Annotated in this window: 22 protein-coding genes, 1 pseudogene and 1 other annotated feature; of the genes and pseudogenes, 16 read left to right on the forward strand and 7 right to left on the reverse strand. The window is 33.8% G+C overall.

The genetic code is table 11. From position 1 onward, the window contains the following. The first annotated feature begins 71 nt into the window (after nucleotides 1–71). The 9 genes from CW357_RS10825 to CW357_RS10860 all read left to right on the forward strand — a co-directional run bounded on the left by CW357_RS10825 (nucleotide 72) and on the right by CW357_RS10860 (nucleotide 7,562). Complete coding sequence (locus tag CW357_RS10825) at nucleotides 72–536, forward strand: NUDIX hydrolase (RefSeq protein WP_124218024.1); 465 nt, start codon at nucleotides 72–74, stop codon at nucleotides 534–536. A gap of 54 nt (nucleotides 537–590) precedes the next feature. Beyond that, the gene (locus CW357_RS10830) at nucleotides 591–989 is read left to right on the forward strand and encodes a hypothetical protein (protein WP_124218025.1); all 399 of its coding nucleotides are present in this window, start codon (nucleotides 591–593) and stop codon (nucleotides 987–989) included. A 211-nt stretch (nucleotides 990–1,200) separates the two neighbouring features. Beyond that, nucleotides 1,201–1,644, forward strand: a complete 444-nt coding sequence (locus CW357_RS10835) for a MarR family winged helix-turn-helix transcriptional regulator (protein ID WP_124218026.1) — start codon at nucleotides 1,201–1,203, stop codon at nucleotides 1,642–1,644. A 44-nt stretch (nucleotides 1,645–1,688) separates the two neighbouring features. After that, nucleotides 1,689–2,636 (forward strand): ring-cleaving dioxygenase, encoded by a 948-nt coding sequence (locus CW357_RS10840; protein ID WP_119415021.1) that lies wholly within the window; start codon nucleotides 1,689–1,691, stop codon nucleotides 2,634–2,636. 5 nt (nucleotides 2,637–2,641) lie between these two features. Then, complete coding sequence (locus tag CW357_RS10845) at nucleotides 2,642–3,700, forward strand: LLM class flavin-dependent oxidoreductase (protein WP_119415020.1); 1,059 nt, start codon at nucleotides 2,642–2,644, stop codon at nucleotides 3,698–3,700. Between the two features lie 195 nt (nucleotides 3,701–3,895). Continuing rightward, nucleotides 3,896–4,150: a binding site (T-box leader), on the forward strand. Between the two features lie 86 nt (nucleotides 4,151–4,236). Then, the gene (locus CW357_RS10850) at nucleotides 4,237–5,604 is read left to right on the forward strand and encodes an amino acid permease (protein ID WP_124218027.1); all 1,368 of its coding nucleotides are present in this window, start codon (nucleotides 4,237–4,239) and stop codon (nucleotides 5,602–5,604) included. 204 nt (nucleotides 5,605–5,808) lie between these two features. After that, nucleotides 5,809–5,985, forward strand: a complete 177-nt coding sequence (locus CW357_RS18270; RefSeq protein ID WP_158582317.1) for a hypothetical protein — start codon at nucleotides 5,809–5,811, stop codon at nucleotides 5,983–5,985. Nucleotides 5,986–6,181: 196 nt separating this feature from the next. Then, nucleotides 6,182–6,715 (forward strand): tubby C-terminal domain-like protein, encoded by a 534-nt coding sequence (locus CW357_RS10855; protein WP_124218028.1) that lies wholly within the window; start codon nucleotides 6,182–6,184, stop codon nucleotides 6,713–6,715. 178 nt (nucleotides 6,716–6,893) lie between these two features. Beyond that, nucleotides 6,894–7,562 (forward strand): hypothetical protein, encoded by a 669-nt coding sequence (locus tag CW357_RS10860; protein WP_119415017.1) that lies wholly within the window; start codon nucleotides 6,894–6,896, stop codon nucleotides 7,560–7,562. Between the two features lie 31 nt (nucleotides 7,563–7,593). Here CW357_RS10860 and CW357_RS10865 read toward each other — a convergent pair whose 3' ends face one another. Together CW357_RS10865 and CW357_RS18595 are read right to left on the reverse strand one after the other, a co-directional pair. Then, the gene (locus CW357_RS10865) at nucleotides 7,594–8,889 is read right to left on the reverse strand and encodes an aminotransferase class I/II-fold pyridoxal phosphate-dependent enzyme (RefSeq protein WP_124218030.1); all 1,296 of its coding nucleotides are present in this window, start codon (nucleotides 8,887–8,889) and stop codon (nucleotides 7,594–7,596) included. Between the two features lie 117 nt (nucleotides 8,890–9,006). Beyond that, a pseudogene (locus tag CW357_RS18595) lies at nucleotides 9,007–9,189 on the reverse strand (alpha/beta fold hydrolase); the annotation flags it as partial. Between the two features lie 310 nt (nucleotides 9,190–9,499). On the opposite strand from CW357_RS18595, the gene CW357_RS10875 reads away from it, so the two are divergent. The 4 genes from CW357_RS10875 (at nucleotide 9,500) to CW357_RS10890 (ending at nucleotide 11,438) form a co-directional block, all read left to right on the forward strand. Continuing rightward, nucleotides 9,500–9,694, forward strand: coding sequence for a hypothetical protein (locus CW357_RS10875; RefSeq protein ID WP_124218031.1), 195 nt, complete (start codon nucleotides 9,500–9,502; stop codon nucleotides 9,692–9,694). A gap of 86 nt (nucleotides 9,695–9,780) precedes the next feature. Next, on the forward strand, nucleotides 9,781–10,206 hold the full coding sequence (locus CW357_RS10880; RefSeq protein ID WP_124218032.1) for a hypothetical protein: 426 nt from the start codon (nucleotides 9,781–9,783) through the stop codon (nucleotides 10,204–10,206). 350 nt (nucleotides 10,207–10,556) lie between these two features. Beyond that, a complete protein-coding gene (locus tag CW357_RS10885; RefSeq protein ID WP_124218033.1) occupies nucleotides 10,557–11,165 on the forward strand; it encodes a DUF3267 domain-containing protein in 609 nt (202 codons plus the stop codon). 42 nt (nucleotides 11,166–11,207) lie between these two features. Beyond that, complete coding sequence (locus CW357_RS10890) at nucleotides 11,208–11,438, forward strand: DUF3923 family protein (protein ID WP_124218034.1); 231 nt, start codon at nucleotides 11,208–11,210, stop codon at nucleotides 11,436–11,438. A gap of 439 nt (nucleotides 11,439–11,877) precedes the next feature. Here CW357_RS10890 and CW357_RS10895 read toward each other — a convergent pair whose 3' ends face one another. The 5 genes from CW357_RS10895 to CW357_RS10915 form a co-directional block, all read right to left on the reverse strand. Continuing rightward, the gene (locus CW357_RS10895; protein ID WP_124218035.1) at nucleotides 11,878–12,276 is read right to left on the reverse strand and encodes a hypothetical protein; all 399 of its coding nucleotides are present in this window, start codon (nucleotides 12,274–12,276) and stop codon (nucleotides 11,878–11,880) included. A gap of 196 nt (nucleotides 12,277–12,472) precedes the next feature. Further along, nucleotides 12,473–13,240, reverse strand: coding sequence for an ABC transporter permease (locus CW357_RS10900; protein WP_124218036.1), 768 nt, complete (start codon nucleotides 13,238–13,240; stop codon nucleotides 12,473–12,475). A gap of 1 nt (nucleotide 13,241) precedes the next feature. Then, a complete protein-coding gene (locus CW357_RS10905) occupies nucleotides 13,242–14,150 on the reverse strand; it encodes an ABC transporter ATP-binding protein (RefSeq protein ID WP_124218037.1) in 909 nt (302 codons plus the stop codon). Beyond that, nucleotides 14,147–14,347 (reverse strand): PLD nuclease N-terminal domain-containing protein, encoded by a 201-nt coding sequence (locus CW357_RS10910; RefSeq protein ID WP_199670670.1) that lies wholly within the window; start codon nucleotides 14,345–14,347, stop codon nucleotides 14,147–14,149. Before CW357_RS10910 ends, CW357_RS10905 begins: the two co-directional genes overlap by 4 nt. A 1-nt stretch (nucleotide 14,348) precedes the next feature. Beyond that, on the reverse strand, nucleotides 14,349–15,461 hold the full coding sequence (locus CW357_RS10915; protein ID WP_164489586.1) for a helix-turn-helix domain-containing protein: 1,113 nt from the start codon (nucleotides 15,459–15,461) through the stop codon (nucleotides 14,349–14,351). Between the two features lie 181 nt (nucleotides 15,462–15,642). On the opposite strand from CW357_RS10915, the gene CW357_RS10920 reads away from it, so the two are divergent. The 3 genes from CW357_RS10920 to CW357_RS10930 all read left to right on the forward strand — a co-directional run bounded on the left by CW357_RS10920 (nucleotide 15,643) and on the right by CW357_RS10930 (nucleotide 17,382). Continuing rightward, nucleotides 15,643–16,185 carry a GNAT family N-acetyltransferase gene (locus tag CW357_RS10920; RefSeq protein ID WP_369973751.1) on the forward strand — a complete coding sequence of 181 codons (543 nt, stop codon included), beginning with the start codon at nucleotides 15,643–15,645 and terminating at the stop codon, nucleotides 16,183–16,185. 5 nt (nucleotides 16,186–16,190) lie between these two features. Further along, nucleotides 16,191–16,901 (forward strand): nucleotidyltransferase domain-containing protein, encoded by a 711-nt coding sequence (locus tag CW357_RS10925; RefSeq protein WP_124218039.1) that lies wholly within the window; start codon nucleotides 16,191–16,193, stop codon nucleotides 16,899–16,901. A 100-nt stretch (nucleotides 16,902–17,001) separates the two neighbouring features. Continuing rightward, nucleotides 17,002–17,382, forward strand: a complete 381-nt coding sequence (locus tag CW357_RS10930; RefSeq protein ID WP_124218040.1) for a hypothetical protein — start codon at nucleotides 17,002–17,004, stop codon at nucleotides 17,380–17,382. Nucleotides 17,383–17,492 lie beyond the last annotated feature (110 nt).

The raw sequence follows: 17,492 nt of genomic DNA on the forward strand, positions 1-17,492 counted from the left end.
AGTGTTCAATCTTATTTAGCGATAACTGTCCATTATAGTTTAGCGTTTACACCTAGATTGGAGAATCAGAAATGGATGTCGTATTTAAAACCGAACAAGGAAGATTCAATTATCGAGTTGCTGGAGTTTTGATGCAAGATGGTCATGTTTTAATACATAAAAATGTAGATGATACTTTTTGGGCATTACCAGGTGGAAGAGTGAAAATCTCAGAAGAATCCCAGATTGGTTTGCAAAGGGAATTTCAAGAAGAGCTTGGTATGAACGTTCAAATAGAAAGATTACTATGGTCAGTTGAAAATTTCTTTGAATATAATGGTACACATTTTCATGAAATCGGATTTTATTATCAAGTCACTACTAATTATGATTACGAGATAAATACAAAGCCATTTTACGGAATGGAAGGCGAAAGATTGATCTATAAATGGATCCCCATTTCGCAACTTGATGAAGTCGAACTATATCCCGAATTTTTAAAATCAGAAATAAAAGATATCCCGTATTATCCTAAACATATTGTTGTGAAAGAATAATGATTTCGCTTGTCACACTTTTATATAGCTGAAAAACAATGGAGGTGCATGTAAATGAAGAAAATGATGTATATGATTATTTTATTAGCTATTGGCATTATACTTGTAGCTTGTTCTGAAAAAGAAGAAAAGCAATTAACAAGAATTGATGTTCAAAAAGTAGATAATTATGAAGATGTTATGGTGATTAAAGATCAAAAAAAGATAGATTCATTAAGTAACGTGTTGGAAAATGTGAGCTGGGAACCAAAAACAAAAGCTGATATGGCGAGAAGAGAGGATTTAGTTGTTTCTCTATATTACACAATGGAGGACAATACATCTAAGAACTATCAATATAGCATTTGGTTCAATGATAAAACTTCAATAATAATAAGTAATAATGAAAAAGAGGGATTTGGAAGACTGAATCAAAAGAACACACAAATCCTAAAAGAAATATTATTAAAGTAGGAATTGCACCAACGTATAGTAATTGAAAGTATTAATTGCTTTCATTACAGCCTCCTTTTTCTTTATATGATATACGGGTATCAATAGAAAAAGGATTCAATTTATAGCATATGCATGAAAGATAAGTATCATCTCAAGAACACTTTGACGTTGACATTTTATCACTTGAGTAGTAAAGTGATATCAACGACAAAGAAAGGAGGACAATAAAATGAAAAAGAATACATTTGAATCCCTTACTTGGTTGCGAATGACGCGTTTTGTGACCGAGAGTAATCATTTATCGAATGAGTTTTTAAAACGATATGATTTAACAGCAGCACAGTTTGATGTATTGATTCAAATTCAAACTTATCAGCCGATTACACAATCAGAACTTGCTGAAAAGGTAACCGTTACGCAAGGTGGAATTTCTCGTATGTTAGCTCGACTAGAGAAGGATGGCTTGATAGAGCGCAAACAGGAATGGAAGATTAAAAAGATTTCATTGACTAAAAAGGGCGAGGACATATTAAATGTCGCAACACCCGAACAAGTCGAATTTCAGTCCTCCTTTTTCAACGAAGTATTAACAGAAGAAGAATTAAAAACACTATATCAACTAACTACAAAGTTACAAAAGCACACACATGAAAAAAATTTACAATCGAAGTAAATTTTTTTGCACTATCAATTGATTAATCAATTGAAGAGGGAGAGATGGACATGAAAGGACATCACCATATTTCAATGCTAACGAAAAACGGCAAAAAGAATAATCACTTTTATCAAAATATTCTAGGGCTACGACGTGTGAAAAAAACGGTCAATCAAGATGAACCATCCATGTATCACTTATTTTATGGCGATGAAATCGGAAGTCCTGGACTTGATCTTACATTTTTTGAAATGCCAGTTGCTGGCCGAACAATGCGAGGTACGAATGCAATCACGCAAATCGGGTTGTTGGTACCAAGTTATGAAAGCCTACAATATTGGAAAGTACGCTTTGAAGAACTAGAGGTAAAACATAGTGACATTACCACTTATATGGGTCAAGATGCATTGTTCTTTGAAGACCATGAAGATTTACGATTGGTTCTATTAAATAATAATGGAGCTAGAATTCCGGAAACATGGCAACCAGTCACATCTTCAGCAGTACCAGCAGAGCACCAAATTTTTGCTTTAGGTACAATCGAAATGACCGTTCGCTATTTAAACCAAACTGTGAATTTATTAAAAGATGTATTTGGCTTTACAGTCATTGAAAAAGAAGACACATTTGTACGACTTCAATTAATTAAAGGGGAACGAACAAGTGAGATTGTAGTAAAAGAACTCGATGCACCAAGGGAAAGACATGGACGAGGAAGTATTCATCATTTAGCACTTCGAGTTGAAGACCAAGCGGAACTTGAAATGTGGAACGAGAAGTTGAGCGATTATGGTCTACAAACTTCTGGGGTAATTGACCGCTTTTACTTTAAAAGCTTATATGTTCGTGACAAAAACGGTATCTTATTTGAACTAGCGACGGATGGTCCTGGATTTACTGCAGATTCAACAGTCGAAGAGTTAGGACAAAAACTAGATTTACCACCATTTTTAGAAGATGAACGTGAAATGATTGAAGCGAAACTAGAACCGCTTGATGAAAAGGAGTGAGTAGAATGGAACAATATCGTATCGATCCATCGAAAGGAATGGAATTTGGTTTATATTCATTAGGAGATCACGTCATGAATCCTCTAAATGGAGAACGTATTAGTGCAGAGCAACGTATTCAAGAAATCATCGAGGCTAGCAAATTAGCTGACGAAGCAGGTATCGATGTCTTTGCAGTAGGGGAAAGCCATCAAAAATATTTTACATCACAAGGACATACGGTCATCTTAGGGGCGATTGCTCAAGCAACAAAAAACATTAAAATTTCAAGCTCAGCATCTGTCATCAGTGTAGCAGACCCAGTTCGCACTTATGAAGACTTTTCAACAATCGATTTAATCTCACATGGTCGAGCCGAAATTGTTGCAGGCCGCGGCTCACGTGTTGGAGCATATGACTTGCTTGGATATGATTTAAATGACTATGAAGAATTATTTGAAGAAAAACTAAATCTATTAATACAATTAAACAAAGATCATCATATTACGTGGGAAGGTAAATTCCGTCCATCATTAAAAAATGCAGAAATTCTGCCTCAACCAAAAACTGGTTCTTTACCAATTTGGAGAGCAGTAGGAGGACCTCCACAAAGTGCAATAAAAGCAGGTTACGCCGGTATTCCAATGATGTTAACAACATTAGGCGGTCCAGCACAATCATTTAAAGTTTCCGTTGACGCATATCGAGAAGCTGCTGCACGAAGTGGATTTGATCCATCTGAGTTGCCAATTGCAACAGCATCATTATTCTATACGGCTGAAAATTCGCAAGATGCAGTAGATGCTATGCACCCACATCTAAATGCAGGTATGTATTATATCCGTGGTGCTGGCTATCCAAAATGGCAAGTAGAAGAAGGACCAGACCGCACGCAAGCATTGATGGTCGGAAGCCCACAACAAATTATTGAAAAAATGCTCTATCAATATGAATTATATGGCCATCAACGTTTCATGGCACAAATCGATTTTGGGGGCGTACCATTTGATAAAATCATGAAAAATATCGAACTAATCGCTACAGAAATCATGCCAGCTGTGAAGAAGTATACGAAAGTAAAATAGAATAATAAATAATTCAAGGCCTACCGACGATTTAAAAATAAATATTATGAAATTAGAAAAATACATCTATATATAAAGAAAATTATATTAAAATGATAGTTGCAGAAAAATTATATTGACAAAATTAAATAAAGGAATAAAATAAAGATAATTAATATTTGCAAAACAAAAACTTTTTAAGATAAAAGTATAAGAACAAAGGCTATGATAAGAAATAGTAGCAATCACGTAAGCAAACAGGGAGTTACCGGCAAATGAGAGGTGCATGCTGAAAGATTGTGAATTCATCTTGGAGCAGTGTACTGAAAAGAGAGTCTTAGTAGGCTACACCGGCTTAGCACCCGTAATCATGTGCTAAAGTATCGTCATCATTTGACCGTACTTACAGAGATAAGCAATTTGAGTTGCTTATGAATTAAAGGTGGTAACACGAGTTGAATCGTCCTTTTGGTTAATCCAAAAGGGCGTTTTTTTATTTTTTAATTTGTTTCTTAAAGAACTTGCGATATTAGAAATAATTTTAAGGAGGAGGAATCATGTTGAGTAAAGAACATCAAAAAAAGAAACTTCAACGGGGATTAGACAATAGACATATCCAGTTAATTGCTCTCGGAGGTTCTATTGGAGTTGGATTGTTTTATGGTTCAAGTGCAACTATTCAAATGGGAGGACCATCTATTTTACTCTCATATTTAGTTGGAGGTTTAGTTATTTTCACTATTATGAGAGCACTTGGGGAAATGGCTGTGGATGAACCAGTTTCAGGCTCTTTTAGTTCATATGCAAATCGCTATTTAGGGACCTTTGCTGGTTATTTAACTGGTTGGACTTATTGGTTTATGTGGGTTGTTGTTGGTATGGCGGAAATATCGGTAGTAGGTGTTTATGTGAACTACTGGTTCCCGGATACTCCAAATTGGTTGGTAGCACTTGTAGTACTGATCGTCTTTACAATGGTCAACCTTGCTAATGTAAAAGCATATGGAGAGTTTGAATTCTGGTTTGCACTGATTAAAGTTGTAGCCATTATCGGAATGATTCTCTTTGGGTTAGGAATTATCTTTTTTGGAATCGGGAACGGCGGACAGCCAATCGGAATTGATAATCTTTGGTCTCATGGGGGATTACTACCGAATGGTATCAACGGTATGATCATGTCATTTGTTCTTGTGATGTTTTCATTTGGCGGAGTAGAACTAGTTGGGATTACCGCAGGGGAAGCAAAAAATCCTCAACGCTCAATTCCTAAAGCCATCAACAATGTCATCTGGAGGATATTAATTTTTTATATCGGTGCATTAGGAATTATGATGATTTTATATCCTTGGGATAAGATAGGCACGAATGGTAGTCCTTTTGTATTGATTTTTGACAAAGTTGGAATTCCTGGCGCTGCGAATTTGATTAACTTCGTTGTTATTACAGCAGCGTTATCAGCTTTTAATAGCGGGTTATTTGCATCTGGAAGAATGCTTTACAATTTATCATTGCAAAATAACGGTCCTAAATTTTTTGGAAAGCTCAGCAAGAATGGCAGTCCAAGACGTGGAATTCTGTTTTCTTCTTTATTTTTATTAGTCGCAGTATTTTTGAATTATATTGTCCCTGAAAAAGTATTTATGTATATTTCAGCTGTTGCCACAGTTGCAGTTATTACTAGCTGGACAATTATTCTGCTTACACATTTAAAGTTCAGAAAATCAAAGTCAAAAGCAGAAATAGGGAAACTCGCATTTAAAATGCCATTATATCCAGTTTCAAGCTATTTAGCATTAGCATTTTTAGCCTTTGTCATTGTCTTAATGGGTTTTATAAAGGACATGCGAATAGCATTGATTGTAGCACCTATATGGTTTTTGATTCTCTATATAGGATTTAATATCAAAAAAAGAAATAATCGTTAATCTATTAAAAGGCACTTTCCAGTAGTAAGGATAGTGTCTTTTTCTTTGAGAAAGTTGATAAAGAAAGTGAAGTTTACTTTAAATAGACTAATTATCCAAGGGTATAGATTTAAAAGTGGTTCAATCTAGTTTTTCTATATATGGAAATTAAATGAATTTAGAGAGGATACTTGTTATAATAGATTTGATAGTTGGTACTCAAGGGTGGTTGGCTCACTCCGTCAATGGTTTGCAGACATCGTATGTTACGACATCGTCTACATTACCCACAAATTGTGGGACCGAGGGGGTGATGCCTTGACAGTTTTTGAATCATTAATGTTTGCGATTGCATTTGCAACGTTAGTCATTACAATTCTGTCATTTAATCATAAAAAATAACCCATCCTTGAGTTGAGCGCTCTGCGGGTTGGGTTATCTGATCCTTTACAGCCAATCCCCTTTAGGGAACCAACTATCATTTGACCGTTTGATACTAAACATCGGCGGTCTTTTTTTCAACTGTATGTTACTTTTTCCTTTATTATACGTGGATTTTGTAGTTATTTGCAAATTAAAAATGGAGGATTTTAGATTTATGTCTCAAATTCAGTTTGTAAGTCCTGTTTTGAAAAGATCTACAAAAGATTTTCCTATCCTAAATGAGAATAATGAAACAATCGGGTATATGCAAAGATTTTATACAGGAAAAGTCAGTCATATTTTAGACTATATTTTTACAGGTATGTTCTTAAATATAAGGGTATTAGACCTATCAAAAAATGTAATAGCTGAGGCAATAGAAAAAGTTGAACGAAAAGATTATGTGAAATTCACACGACAAAATTGGAACGTAAAAACAAAACACTACGGCACTTTAAAATTACTAGATAAAACAAAGATTAATACACATCCAAGGTATGAAATTTATATTAATAATGAACCATTTAAAATAAAGAAAGATTTTGGTGAACGAACAATGTATATACTAAATAGTTCGGACCAAACAATTGCTGAAGCAACCTTTGAAGAAATGATTCTTCCCAAAACTTATACAGTAAAAGTTATTAAACCAGCGATAGATATATATTTGATTGCTTGTTTATTTTATATACTTATTTTAAGAGATTAAAGGATGTCACGACACAATAAAAAGGAGTTGGCCTAGAATAATCAAAAGTAAACAAATTTTTTCTTACATCATCCGCAAATTAGCAGCGGCGGGCTTTTTAATCTTTTTCTTTTTCCTATTTGCATTCTTTGGTTCAGATATGAAAATGTATCAAACTGTTGAAGGGATTTCAAATAAAATGCTGTGGTTTTTTGCTTATGGCTATGGTATTTTGGCTTCCATTTTGATTGATTGGTTGATCAAGAAATATGCAGTAACAAAAATAAAAACTAAAATGGGATTGTATATAATTGCTGGATTTGGCATTTTTCTTATCTTAGGATTTATATTGAATATAATTTCTGGGAAACTATTTAATGTGGATTTAGCTTATGCTAATTTGGCAGGTATTGTCGGAGCGGTTTGTGCACTCATCTTTTTCCTAGGAACAGTTATTGTAAACTACTCAAAGATTTTTACATACATATTTGCATTCCTTATTCCTATTGGTTTATGCATCATCATGTCTAAAGATTATACGGTTAAAAAGAATTGGGAAAGTATTCAACATGAAAATTCATATGCCGCATCGTTTACATATTTTAACGGGAAATACGAAATTCCGATTGAGGCAAAGAAAGGTGAAACGATAAAAATCACGCAACAATTTCATGCCGAAAACGGTGGGGGACATGGCTTCCGTATAAAAGATGAAAATAATCGTTATGTGGGCATGCAAAGAATCGCTAAAGATCAATTTAAGTTCAAAGTTAAGAAGTCGGGCATTTATCGAGCTGTCGTAACTGGAGATGATGTTTCAGGGAGTTTCTATGTTCGTTGGGACATTACAAAGAAAAAAGCTGATTAGCATTTGCTAACCAACTTTTTACTATGAGCCATTATGCTTCTATATCTTTAACGCCTTTATAGATTAGTTCGAATAGTTCTTCGATGCCTTCTTCTTCGATACAAGAGAAAGCTACACGTAAATCAGTACCACTTAAAGCAATTGTACCAACGCCGTATTCGTCTAAAAGGTGAAGACGTAGTTTGTCTGCGTCAACTGTTTTTAGTTTTAAGCACATAAAGTAACCTGAATTGAATGGGTAGTAATCCCAAGCATCATCAAATTTGCCGCTATCAAGAACTTCTTTTACTTTGTTTGCGCGACCTTTCATGATGTTGAATTTTTCTAGTTTTTGTTCTTTAAATTCAGGACTTTGAAGTGCATGTAATACGAAAGTTTGTGATGGGTGTGGACCACTTGAGATTGTAGCACGAATGATTCCTTTTGTTTTTTCTTCTAAAGCTGCTAGAAGCGCTTCGCTTGTACTACCATAAGTGATGAAGCCAACACGGAATCCCCAAATATATTCTTCTTTTGTCGCACCATCAATTTTGACAGCAAGTACACGTTCATGTGCGTTGCTTAGAGCGCCAAATAATGATTCATGTAACGAATCTTCAAAGAATAATGAGTAGTACGCATCATCTGTAATCGCAACAACATTGATCCCAGCATCAGCAGCATCTGTGATCGCTTTTACAATTGCAGCGCCTTCTTCAGCACCTGGTGTGTAACCAGTAGGGTTGTTCGGGAAGTTTAACAAAACAATCGCTTTGCCTTTGTCTTTTTGACTAAGAATCGCTTCATAAAGAGCTTCTGCGTTGAATTTATTTTCTTCATTGTAAAGTGGATAAGTGACAGTATGTGCATGACGACGAATATCAAATACCATATCATAATTTTCCCAGTTTTTATCAGGAAGGATTAATGCATCCCCTTCATCTGCAAACAAATCAGCAGCGATACTTAAACCATGAGTTAACGCATTCGTAACAATTGGTGTACTAAATGTTTTACCTTCTAGTGATGGACTTTCGGCAAGCATTTTTTTACGCCATTCTTTACGTAATTGTGGTTTACCAGCTGGTGGAGCATATAGGTAAAGATCTTTTGGATCATATGCAGATAAAGTATCTTGAATCACTTTTAAATGCATAGGTTTGCCATTTTCTAATGCAGTACCAATTGTTGCATTATATTTTGTTGCCTTTTTACCAGCTTCTGCTGATTGACTTAAAATTCCTTCCTTTGGGAAATACAATTCTTTAGCTAATCCAGAAAGCATTTCATATACGTAAGGATTTTCTCTTTGTATAGTTTCGTTTAATTCTTTTGCTAAACTATGCATGTTGTCTTCGCCTCATTTCGATATACTACGTATAATTATACATGATTCACCTCAAAAATGAATTGATTTGATAACAATTATTGGAGGATTTTTAAATAATCACTCAATATCTGATTTTTACTTACTTAGCTCGGTATTAATGATTTTTTTAAATCGGGTTTCTTCCTCTAAGAAGGGGTAATGATTGCTTTTTTCAAAAATATATAAACTTGAGTTAGGTATTAAAGCATTCATCTCTATGGAAAAGTTAATGGGACATTGAACATCATGTCTACCACAAAGGATAATCGTTTCGGTTTTAGGATGAAAAATTATTGAAAATAATTCCAATTATCTATTTTTTGTTTTAAAATATTAATCATATGCTATGTTTGTTTATAAAAAGACAACTTCAACATTGAAACTGTCAGGTCATACTAAATCACGATTAGATTTAGATATAAAGAAATTAAGATGGAAAAAAGAATGAGAGGCGATTTTTATCAAAATATCAACTACTGATCATTATCAAAATTTATTGAAAAGACTTTGTAAGAGTAATGATATTTCTTCTCGAAAAGTTAGATTTGAGAATGTTGAAGATGTAGTCATTATTCACGTTAAAAATCATTTGAAAGAAGGAGTTGATTTAGAAAGTTTTAAAATTTTAAATCTTGTTCTTCAAACAGTCGTACCATTAGGCATAAAATTCAATCAACAATTATATTTGTATCCAGGCGGAAATAGATTAGATAGAGTTGCAATTACCTTTAAGAAAAATGATTATGTATTACTAAATAAAAAACTAGAAGAAGGCGATTTTTAATTTGCAAAACATGAAAAAAATAAGAGAGTAGCAAAGTATATATATAAAGTTTAAAGTTATTAAATTTGCGAAGAGGTAGAATTAAAATGAAAAATAAAAAGTTATTAGTATCTCTTATTTTGGTAAGTGTTATTGTTGTAGGTTTTGTGATTTATACTAATACACCTAAAATGAAAGCTATAAATAATAATCCTAATTGGGATTATAAAGTGTTGAAAGATAAAAATGTTTCTGAAGAATTGGAGGGGGTTTTATCTCAAAAAGATGAAAAAGATAAGATGGAAATAGATTCTTTTTATATAAAGAATGCTAAAACAGAGAAAAAAATAATTACTTATACAAATGAGGATGTTAAAGCCGGGTTCAGTGAAGAGAATTATAAGAATGAAAAAGACCCTATTTATGTAGAATTCCCCTTAGGTGACAGTCTAAAAAAAGGGAATGAGTATTCTTTAATTTTAACTTATAAAATAAATGATGAAATTAAGACAGACGAAATTAAATTCAAATAATTTAGTATGATATAAATGAAGTACCACTGATTACATTTTCAAAATTAAATTCTAATAGAAAAATCCATTTCCATTAAGCTTTAGCTTTCGAACATGGATTTTTTTAATTATCGGATGAAGTGAGCAAAATTCAGTTTGATTTGAAGGTTATAGAGTCCTAATTTTATTTCCAAATGGAAAGCTTTTATTTCCAAAATGGAGCGGATTACTTCTTTATGAAGGATGTTTATTTCTACTAAATCTGAACAGTATTTGCGCAGAAGGGGAGATAACAGAAAAGTGGTATACTCATGCATAGTAAAATGTTAATATTGTATTAATATGGAATTTTAATAGAGAGGGTAGATTGGATGAAGCTCATTATGAAATTACCAAAGAGTAATCCTAAGCTACATTTGAATTTAATAGAAGATAACTGGATTCCAATGAAAGAGCCTAAAAATGTAGCAAGTGCAATTTTGTTATCAATTCCTTTAATGATTATTGCAGCAATTATCTCTATTTTTGTATTAAACATCGTTTCAAGCATTTCATTAAGTGAATTTGGGATAAAGACGAATGGATTTGCATTTACAATTTATTTTAGTGATATTCTTTGGTTAGTTTTACTGTTAGTGATGCATGAATTGATTCACTTAATCTTCATACCGAATTTTATCAAATCAGAAAGAACATATGCAGGATTAACGGTGTTTGGGGGATTTGTATTTACAGAAGAAGAAATTTCGAAATCAAGATATATCATCATTACAATTGCTCCTTTCGTGATCATTTCGCTAATCTTACCGTTAGTTTTAAGCGTATTCGGACTATTAACTACTACATTAAAATTTTTAATCATACTAAACGCGTTAGGATCATCGGTAGATCTACTCAATCTTATTCTTGTAATCAAACAAGTACCCAAAAATGCCGTTTTAAAAAGTAATGGACCTTACACTTATTGGAGAAATAGATGATTCGTTATTAACAAGTATGAAATATTAAAAATAATATAGCTTATGACAATTCTTATAAAGGGGAATGGGTGGATCGCTAATATTATTTGGATAATTCTATTTGCAGTTGGATCAGCTGTGGTGTGGATAAGAACTGTTGATGGAGCGGGTGTAACCCAAACATTTGAACTCAAACTTGTGGCATTCATAGTAATATTGAGTGCGTTTATAATACCATTCCTTTTTCAAATGGTATGGATGATTGTTAATTTGAAAAAGGGTAGGGAGAATTAAATCAGAAACTATTTGAAATGGTGACTTAAATTGTCCGGAACGTGGATTCAATTCAAAACTGCGTGGATTGAAGTCTCAAGTGCGTGGATTGAATGCCGAAATACGTGGATTGAATCCCAACCTGCGTGGATTAAAAAGATCATTGAACGCGAGTAGTATCTACATTAAATCTGGTAAAACATGCCGCGGATAAAAGGAGTAATTTAGGCTACGTCGATTCGCTAAAACGGTGACTTAAAATGTCCGGAACGTGGATTCAATTCAAAACTGCGTGGATTGAATGCCAAAGTGCGTGGATTAAACCCTGAAGTACGTGGATAGAATCCCAAAATGCGTGGATTAAACCTTGAAACACGTGGATTGAATCCTAAAATGTACTATATAAACAGCAAATAAAAAAGCTCAGAATTATTCTGAGCTTTTTTAACATTGAAGAGACTTATTCATCGTCAACAGAGTCGCCACCATAATTTTTAGAGGTGAATTCCATAGTCGCCATATCTGTTACAATGTTTTCAAATTCCTCTGGAGCTACCCATTCATCTTGTTTAAAATCATTAAATGGTACAAGTTCCATATCCTCGTCATACTTTGAATTTACTTTTAGCACAATTTCTTCGTACTGTTTATAATATTCTTTCTTTTGCTCTTTGGTTAATTTTAAAGGGGCTACTGGTTCAACCTCTTTCTTAAAGGAATCGGGCAAAGTTTCAACTTCTACGATGTGTTCAGTATTTTTCTCTTTCTTTATGTCATCTTTCACCTGTTCTTGTTTGAAACTACATCCTGTTAAAAGGATCACTCCGAGTAACATCCCCACGTACAAAACCTTTTTCAAATCAACACCCCCATTTTAAAATATATTTCAACATAAATAGAACAATTTCCTTTTAAAATAAAAATTCAACTTCATATTAAAATACAAAAAAGAATCTCCTTCATTTCACTATGAAAGAGATTCTTTTTTATTATTAGAATTATAAACCTCGCCAGTCTATATACTTTAAAGAGAAAAACCAGCAACTAAGGGTATATTAAATTAGCGATTTTTTATTAAAGATTCGAATCGTCAGAACTTGCAACACTACGATTAAGCCAATCGAAATAACATAGATCCAATTAAAATCATCGGCATCATATAGCCCTTTTAAAATATTATTTCCATCTGTAGCTAATCTTAATAGGTTGAAGTCTTCTGCCTTAGGGAAGATGGAAACGATAAACCAGACCCCTACAAATAGCGCGGTCAAAAGGAGGTTACCATAAATCGATTTGAACAATACGTTTCCAAATAAGATAACCGCAATGAGTAAAAGACCAAATAGCCATAAATTTCCTACAGCAAAACCTAAATGGGCTACATTCTCATCTTTCCAATAATACCAAGTATAGAAATAGGTCACGCCAAAAGCAGCCCAATACATAACGGTCCAAACTAACATCGAGAAGATTGTTTTTACTAAAACAACTGTACTTCGTCGCAAACCTTTTGTTAGTAAAATGATTAGGGTGCCTTCACTTCTTTCATGAATAATGGTTCCGGCAAATAGTAAAGTAACCACAAAAAGACCGATTTGCGAAAAGTTTTTGAAAAACTGTGCCCATGAATCGAGAGCTGAAGGGGCAGGAAAGCTATCAGCTACTTCTTTCGGAAGAAATTGCGACAAAATTTCTGGCATGAATTTAGCAGTTAAAGGACTCATAATGGCAAATATCATAAAAACAGAGATAACGATTAAAAATTTATAAGTACGATTAAATTCCATTGTTTCTTTTTTAAATAATGCTATAAAAGTATGCATCTTATCTACTCACCTCCAAGAAAATTTCATCTAACGAAGGATGGACTATTTCGATAGAGGATGGGAATAGATGAAGCGTTGTGCATTGGGTGAAAATTTGTTTCTGCATATCTTTAATATTAGTTGCTTCTATTAATAATATATTTGATTGAATCCTTACGTTTTCAATCATTTCAGATTTCTCGACAAAATTTTGTGCTTGTTTTTCGTCATCAAATACAACTCGTATCTGTTGTTTACTGTGCGTTTTCATAATTTCTGAAAGGGTCCCTGTCACAACAAATTTACCGTTATGTAACATGGCCACCTCATCGCAGATTTGCTCAGCATCATGCAAAATATGTGTAGATAAAATGACGGTTGTCTCTTTTTTAATCGATTTCAAAATATCCAATATTTCTTTCCGACCGATAGGGTCAAGTGCTGAAGTCGGTTCATCGCAAATAAGTAATTTTGGTTGGTGAATGAGCGCTTGTGCAATGCCAAGTCGTTGTTTCATACCGCGTGAAAATTGTTGGATCTTCTTTTTGTTTTTTTCTAATCCAACTAGTTTTAAATATTTTTCCGCGCGTTCTTTTAACGTCTTTTTCGGGATTCCTGTAATCTCTCCACATAATATTAAATATTCATAAGCGGTCATATAAGAATAGTAGGAAGGGACATCTGGTAAATAACCGATATGACGATTGGTAGGGGAATAGCCATATTTGACCTCTTCATCAAATAGTAGAATCTTGCCTTTAGTTATTGGCAGCAGCCCTAATATCATTTTCATCAAAGTTGTTTTTCCGGCGCCATTTTGACCAAGTAAACCAAATATTTTCCCTTCTTCTAATTGGAAGCTAATGTCGTCAATGACCAAATTGGAGCCGAATGATTTGGTTACATGATCTAAAGTTAAAATAGTCATTCATCTCTCCCTCTTCCAAATAAGAAGTATACGATTGGTCCAATAATCTGAATGAAAAGAACGATGACAATCCACATAGGTTTATTGCCAAAGCGATAGTGTGGGTGTTTTAAAACATGTACCAATGCAACAATCGCAAGTGTCCACTCTAAAATAGCGATTGGGATGATCAACGGTAGTGCTTCTTGAATTGACATATTAATCACATCCTAACGTGTGTTGTAAATTTGTAAGCATTAAACGTACTTCCTGTTTTTGCAGTAATGGCTTGAATACAGGATTATCTTGAATGGTCGAAATGAGGCTATGTTTAATCGATTGTTCATCTCGCGGAGCATTTGAACCTAAGTCAAATTCACGATCTACCCAACCATCGATTAAGTCAAAAAATTCATCACCATGTAGTGTAATAGGGAACTCAATCGATTGTGCAACTTTTACATATTTTTTGATCATCACGATTGCCTTTTCTTCACGATTTTGCATCATATATCCTTGTGCGGATGTTAGATAAAAGATAAGGGTACTATTGAAATGTAAGTGCCCCAAATCAAAAGCTTCAATAACCTTTTCTGTGCGTTCTACCATTTCATCGAATTTTCCGAGTTGAGTGCTATTCATCATCAAGTAATTTGACGCGATGGATACAATGCCAAGAATATATTGATACATACTAACTTGTAGTGTTTCTTTAGCTTTGTCAGCTTGTTGTAATTGCTGATAGGCATTTGCAACGATAATTTCGTTTCCGATATAAGGTTCAACGCCATTTCCAAGCAAATCCAACACTCTTTCAGGATTTTGTATCATCAGTTGGCAGCTTGCTTCGATAGAACGAGCCTGAAAGGAAAGCCGTGGATTTTCAGCATATTCTTCAACACGTTGACAGAGGGTAATGATTTTTTGCATCACTTCATCTTTTAACTCACCAGCTATCGGTTGATAATTTAGCAATAATACTGCCATTTGCAATAATAAAGGAAAACAAGAATAGTATTCATCAATTATATTTTTAATATGTGAATAGACTTCATCAAAAGATTTAGTTGCAAAGTCTTGAGATAGTTCAACATATAATTTTTGAATATTTTCCTTTGTCATCTGTGGTTTATAACCTAATAACTCATCAATCGTTAAGTTAAAATAAGTTGCGAGTTTAGGAAGTAGTAATATATCAGGATAACTTAAACCGGTTTCCCATTTTGAAACGGCAGCTTTTGAAACACCTACAAAATTAGCCACTTCGTCTTGTGTTAAGCCATTCGTCTTTCGTAAAGAAGCAATTGTATTAGCAAATTGTAAGTCTTTCATCATCTTCAACTCCTTTATGTTCAGTATATCCTAGAAGTACAGTAAAGACGATGGAGAAACAGTGTATTTTAGTTGAAAAAATCAACCGTTAGGAAACTTCGAAATTCACAAATAACTATTGTATAAATTCATTAAACTGATAAAATAGGTATAATTTAACTTTCTTAAGGGGGTATGTAATTTGACAATCGAAATAATTCATTCAAAAGTAATACTAAAAGAGATGAACGAAAAAGATTGGCGAGACGTACATAAATATGCTTCTCTACCAATTGTTTGTCAATATCAACCTTGGGGACCTAATACGGAAGAAGAGACACAAGATTTCGTCAAACAAGTATTATTGGACGCGACAGAAGAAGAGCGCTCTCGGTATGTCTTTTCAGTTATTGAACAAGAAAATGGAAAGATGATCGGCGCTGGGGAGATGAATATTCGTGATTTTAGGGTAGGGGAGATTGCTTACATCATTCATCCTGATTATTGGGGGAAGGGCATAGCTACGGAAGTCGCAAAACTTCTGTTACAATTTGGATTTGAAACGTTAAATCTTCATCGAATCTATGCAACCTGCGATCCACGAAATATCGGTTCTTCAAAAGTACTACAAAAAATTGGCATGATTCAAGAAGGTAGAATACGTGAAGACTTGCTTCTTAAAACAGGTTGGCGTGATTCATTGTTATATAGTATTTTGGAGCATGAATGGAACAGGGGGGAGTAACATGTATGCATCAATATAAACCAGTCGAAGCAGCTAGTTTGTTCATTGAAGAATTTTACCCACAATGTCAAGGTGCCGTTCTTGCAGGAAGTGTAGTGAGAGGGGAAGCTACCGATACATCAGATTTAGATATTGTCATATTTGATAACAAAATAAGTGCGTCTTATAGAGAATCCCTTATCCAATTTGGATGGCCTATTGATGTATTTATACATAATTTAACGTCGTATAAAGCTTATTTTAATAGTGATATAGAAAGAGCACGTCCTTCCTTACCTAGTATGGTGGCCGAGGGCATTATTTTAAAAGATGAAGGGATCATCGAATCAATTAAAATAGAGGCGAAAAAGCTATTAAATAAAGGACCAGCTGAATGGTCAAAAGAAACGATCAATTTCAAACGCTATTTTTTAACAGATACGCTCGACGATTTCATCGGTTGTAAGAATCGAGCTGAGGAATTATTCATTGCAAATCATCTAGCTGAATTAGCAAGTGAATTCGTCTTACGAACAAATCGTCAATGGATCGGATCGTCAAAATGGATTGTTCGTGCATTAAAGCGATATGACCTGAAATTTGCCAATAGATTTATAGATGCTTTCGATGGTTTTTATCGAACTGGCGAAAAAGAAAACGTTATAAAAATAGTAGAAGAGATTTTAGTTCCTTTCGGTGGAACACTCTTTGAAGGGTTTTCGTTAGGGAAAAAGTAAAAGTTTTACTGCATCAAATTCATCGAAACTGCCATCATTAGGCAATTGTGCTATTATAATATTGATGATATTGTAACAGACAAGAAAGGTCGTAATAGAAATGGATTCAACCAATACAAATGTAGAATTGATCGTACAACAAGGAGAAAACGTACTTTTAAGTATGAAAGACTTAAAAAAGGTTGCCAAGAAAAATGGTAAGGTACGTTCTGATATGTATGAAAGATATTGTGCTAATTTACATTCATACTATGTATATACACTAATGGATCCTGAAATTGAAAATGCCCCTGAAGTGGTTGATTTTCAAGAAAAACTAAATCTTTTTAGAGATTACTTTAAGGAAGTAACCAAAGATTTTGAAAGCACAGTAGATACCAAAGGTGCAAATGAAGCCTATGACAACGTATTTCCTGCCTATAATGCAATGGTGTCAGCTCTAGGTTTCCCTGATAAACAAGTAACTGCGAAAAAATTCTAAACGATTTAAATTATTAATCCTAATCCACAGACTGGTCTGAAATTCAGTTTGTGGATTTTTTAGTTTAAAAAATTGTAGGGAAGTAGCGACTAATTAAGAAAATTGCAACG

It is taken from the genome of Rummeliibacillus sp. TYF005, assembly GCF_003844195.1.
Taxonomy (GTDB): Bacteria; Bacillota; Bacilli; order Bacillales_A; family Planococcaceae; genus Rummeliibacillus.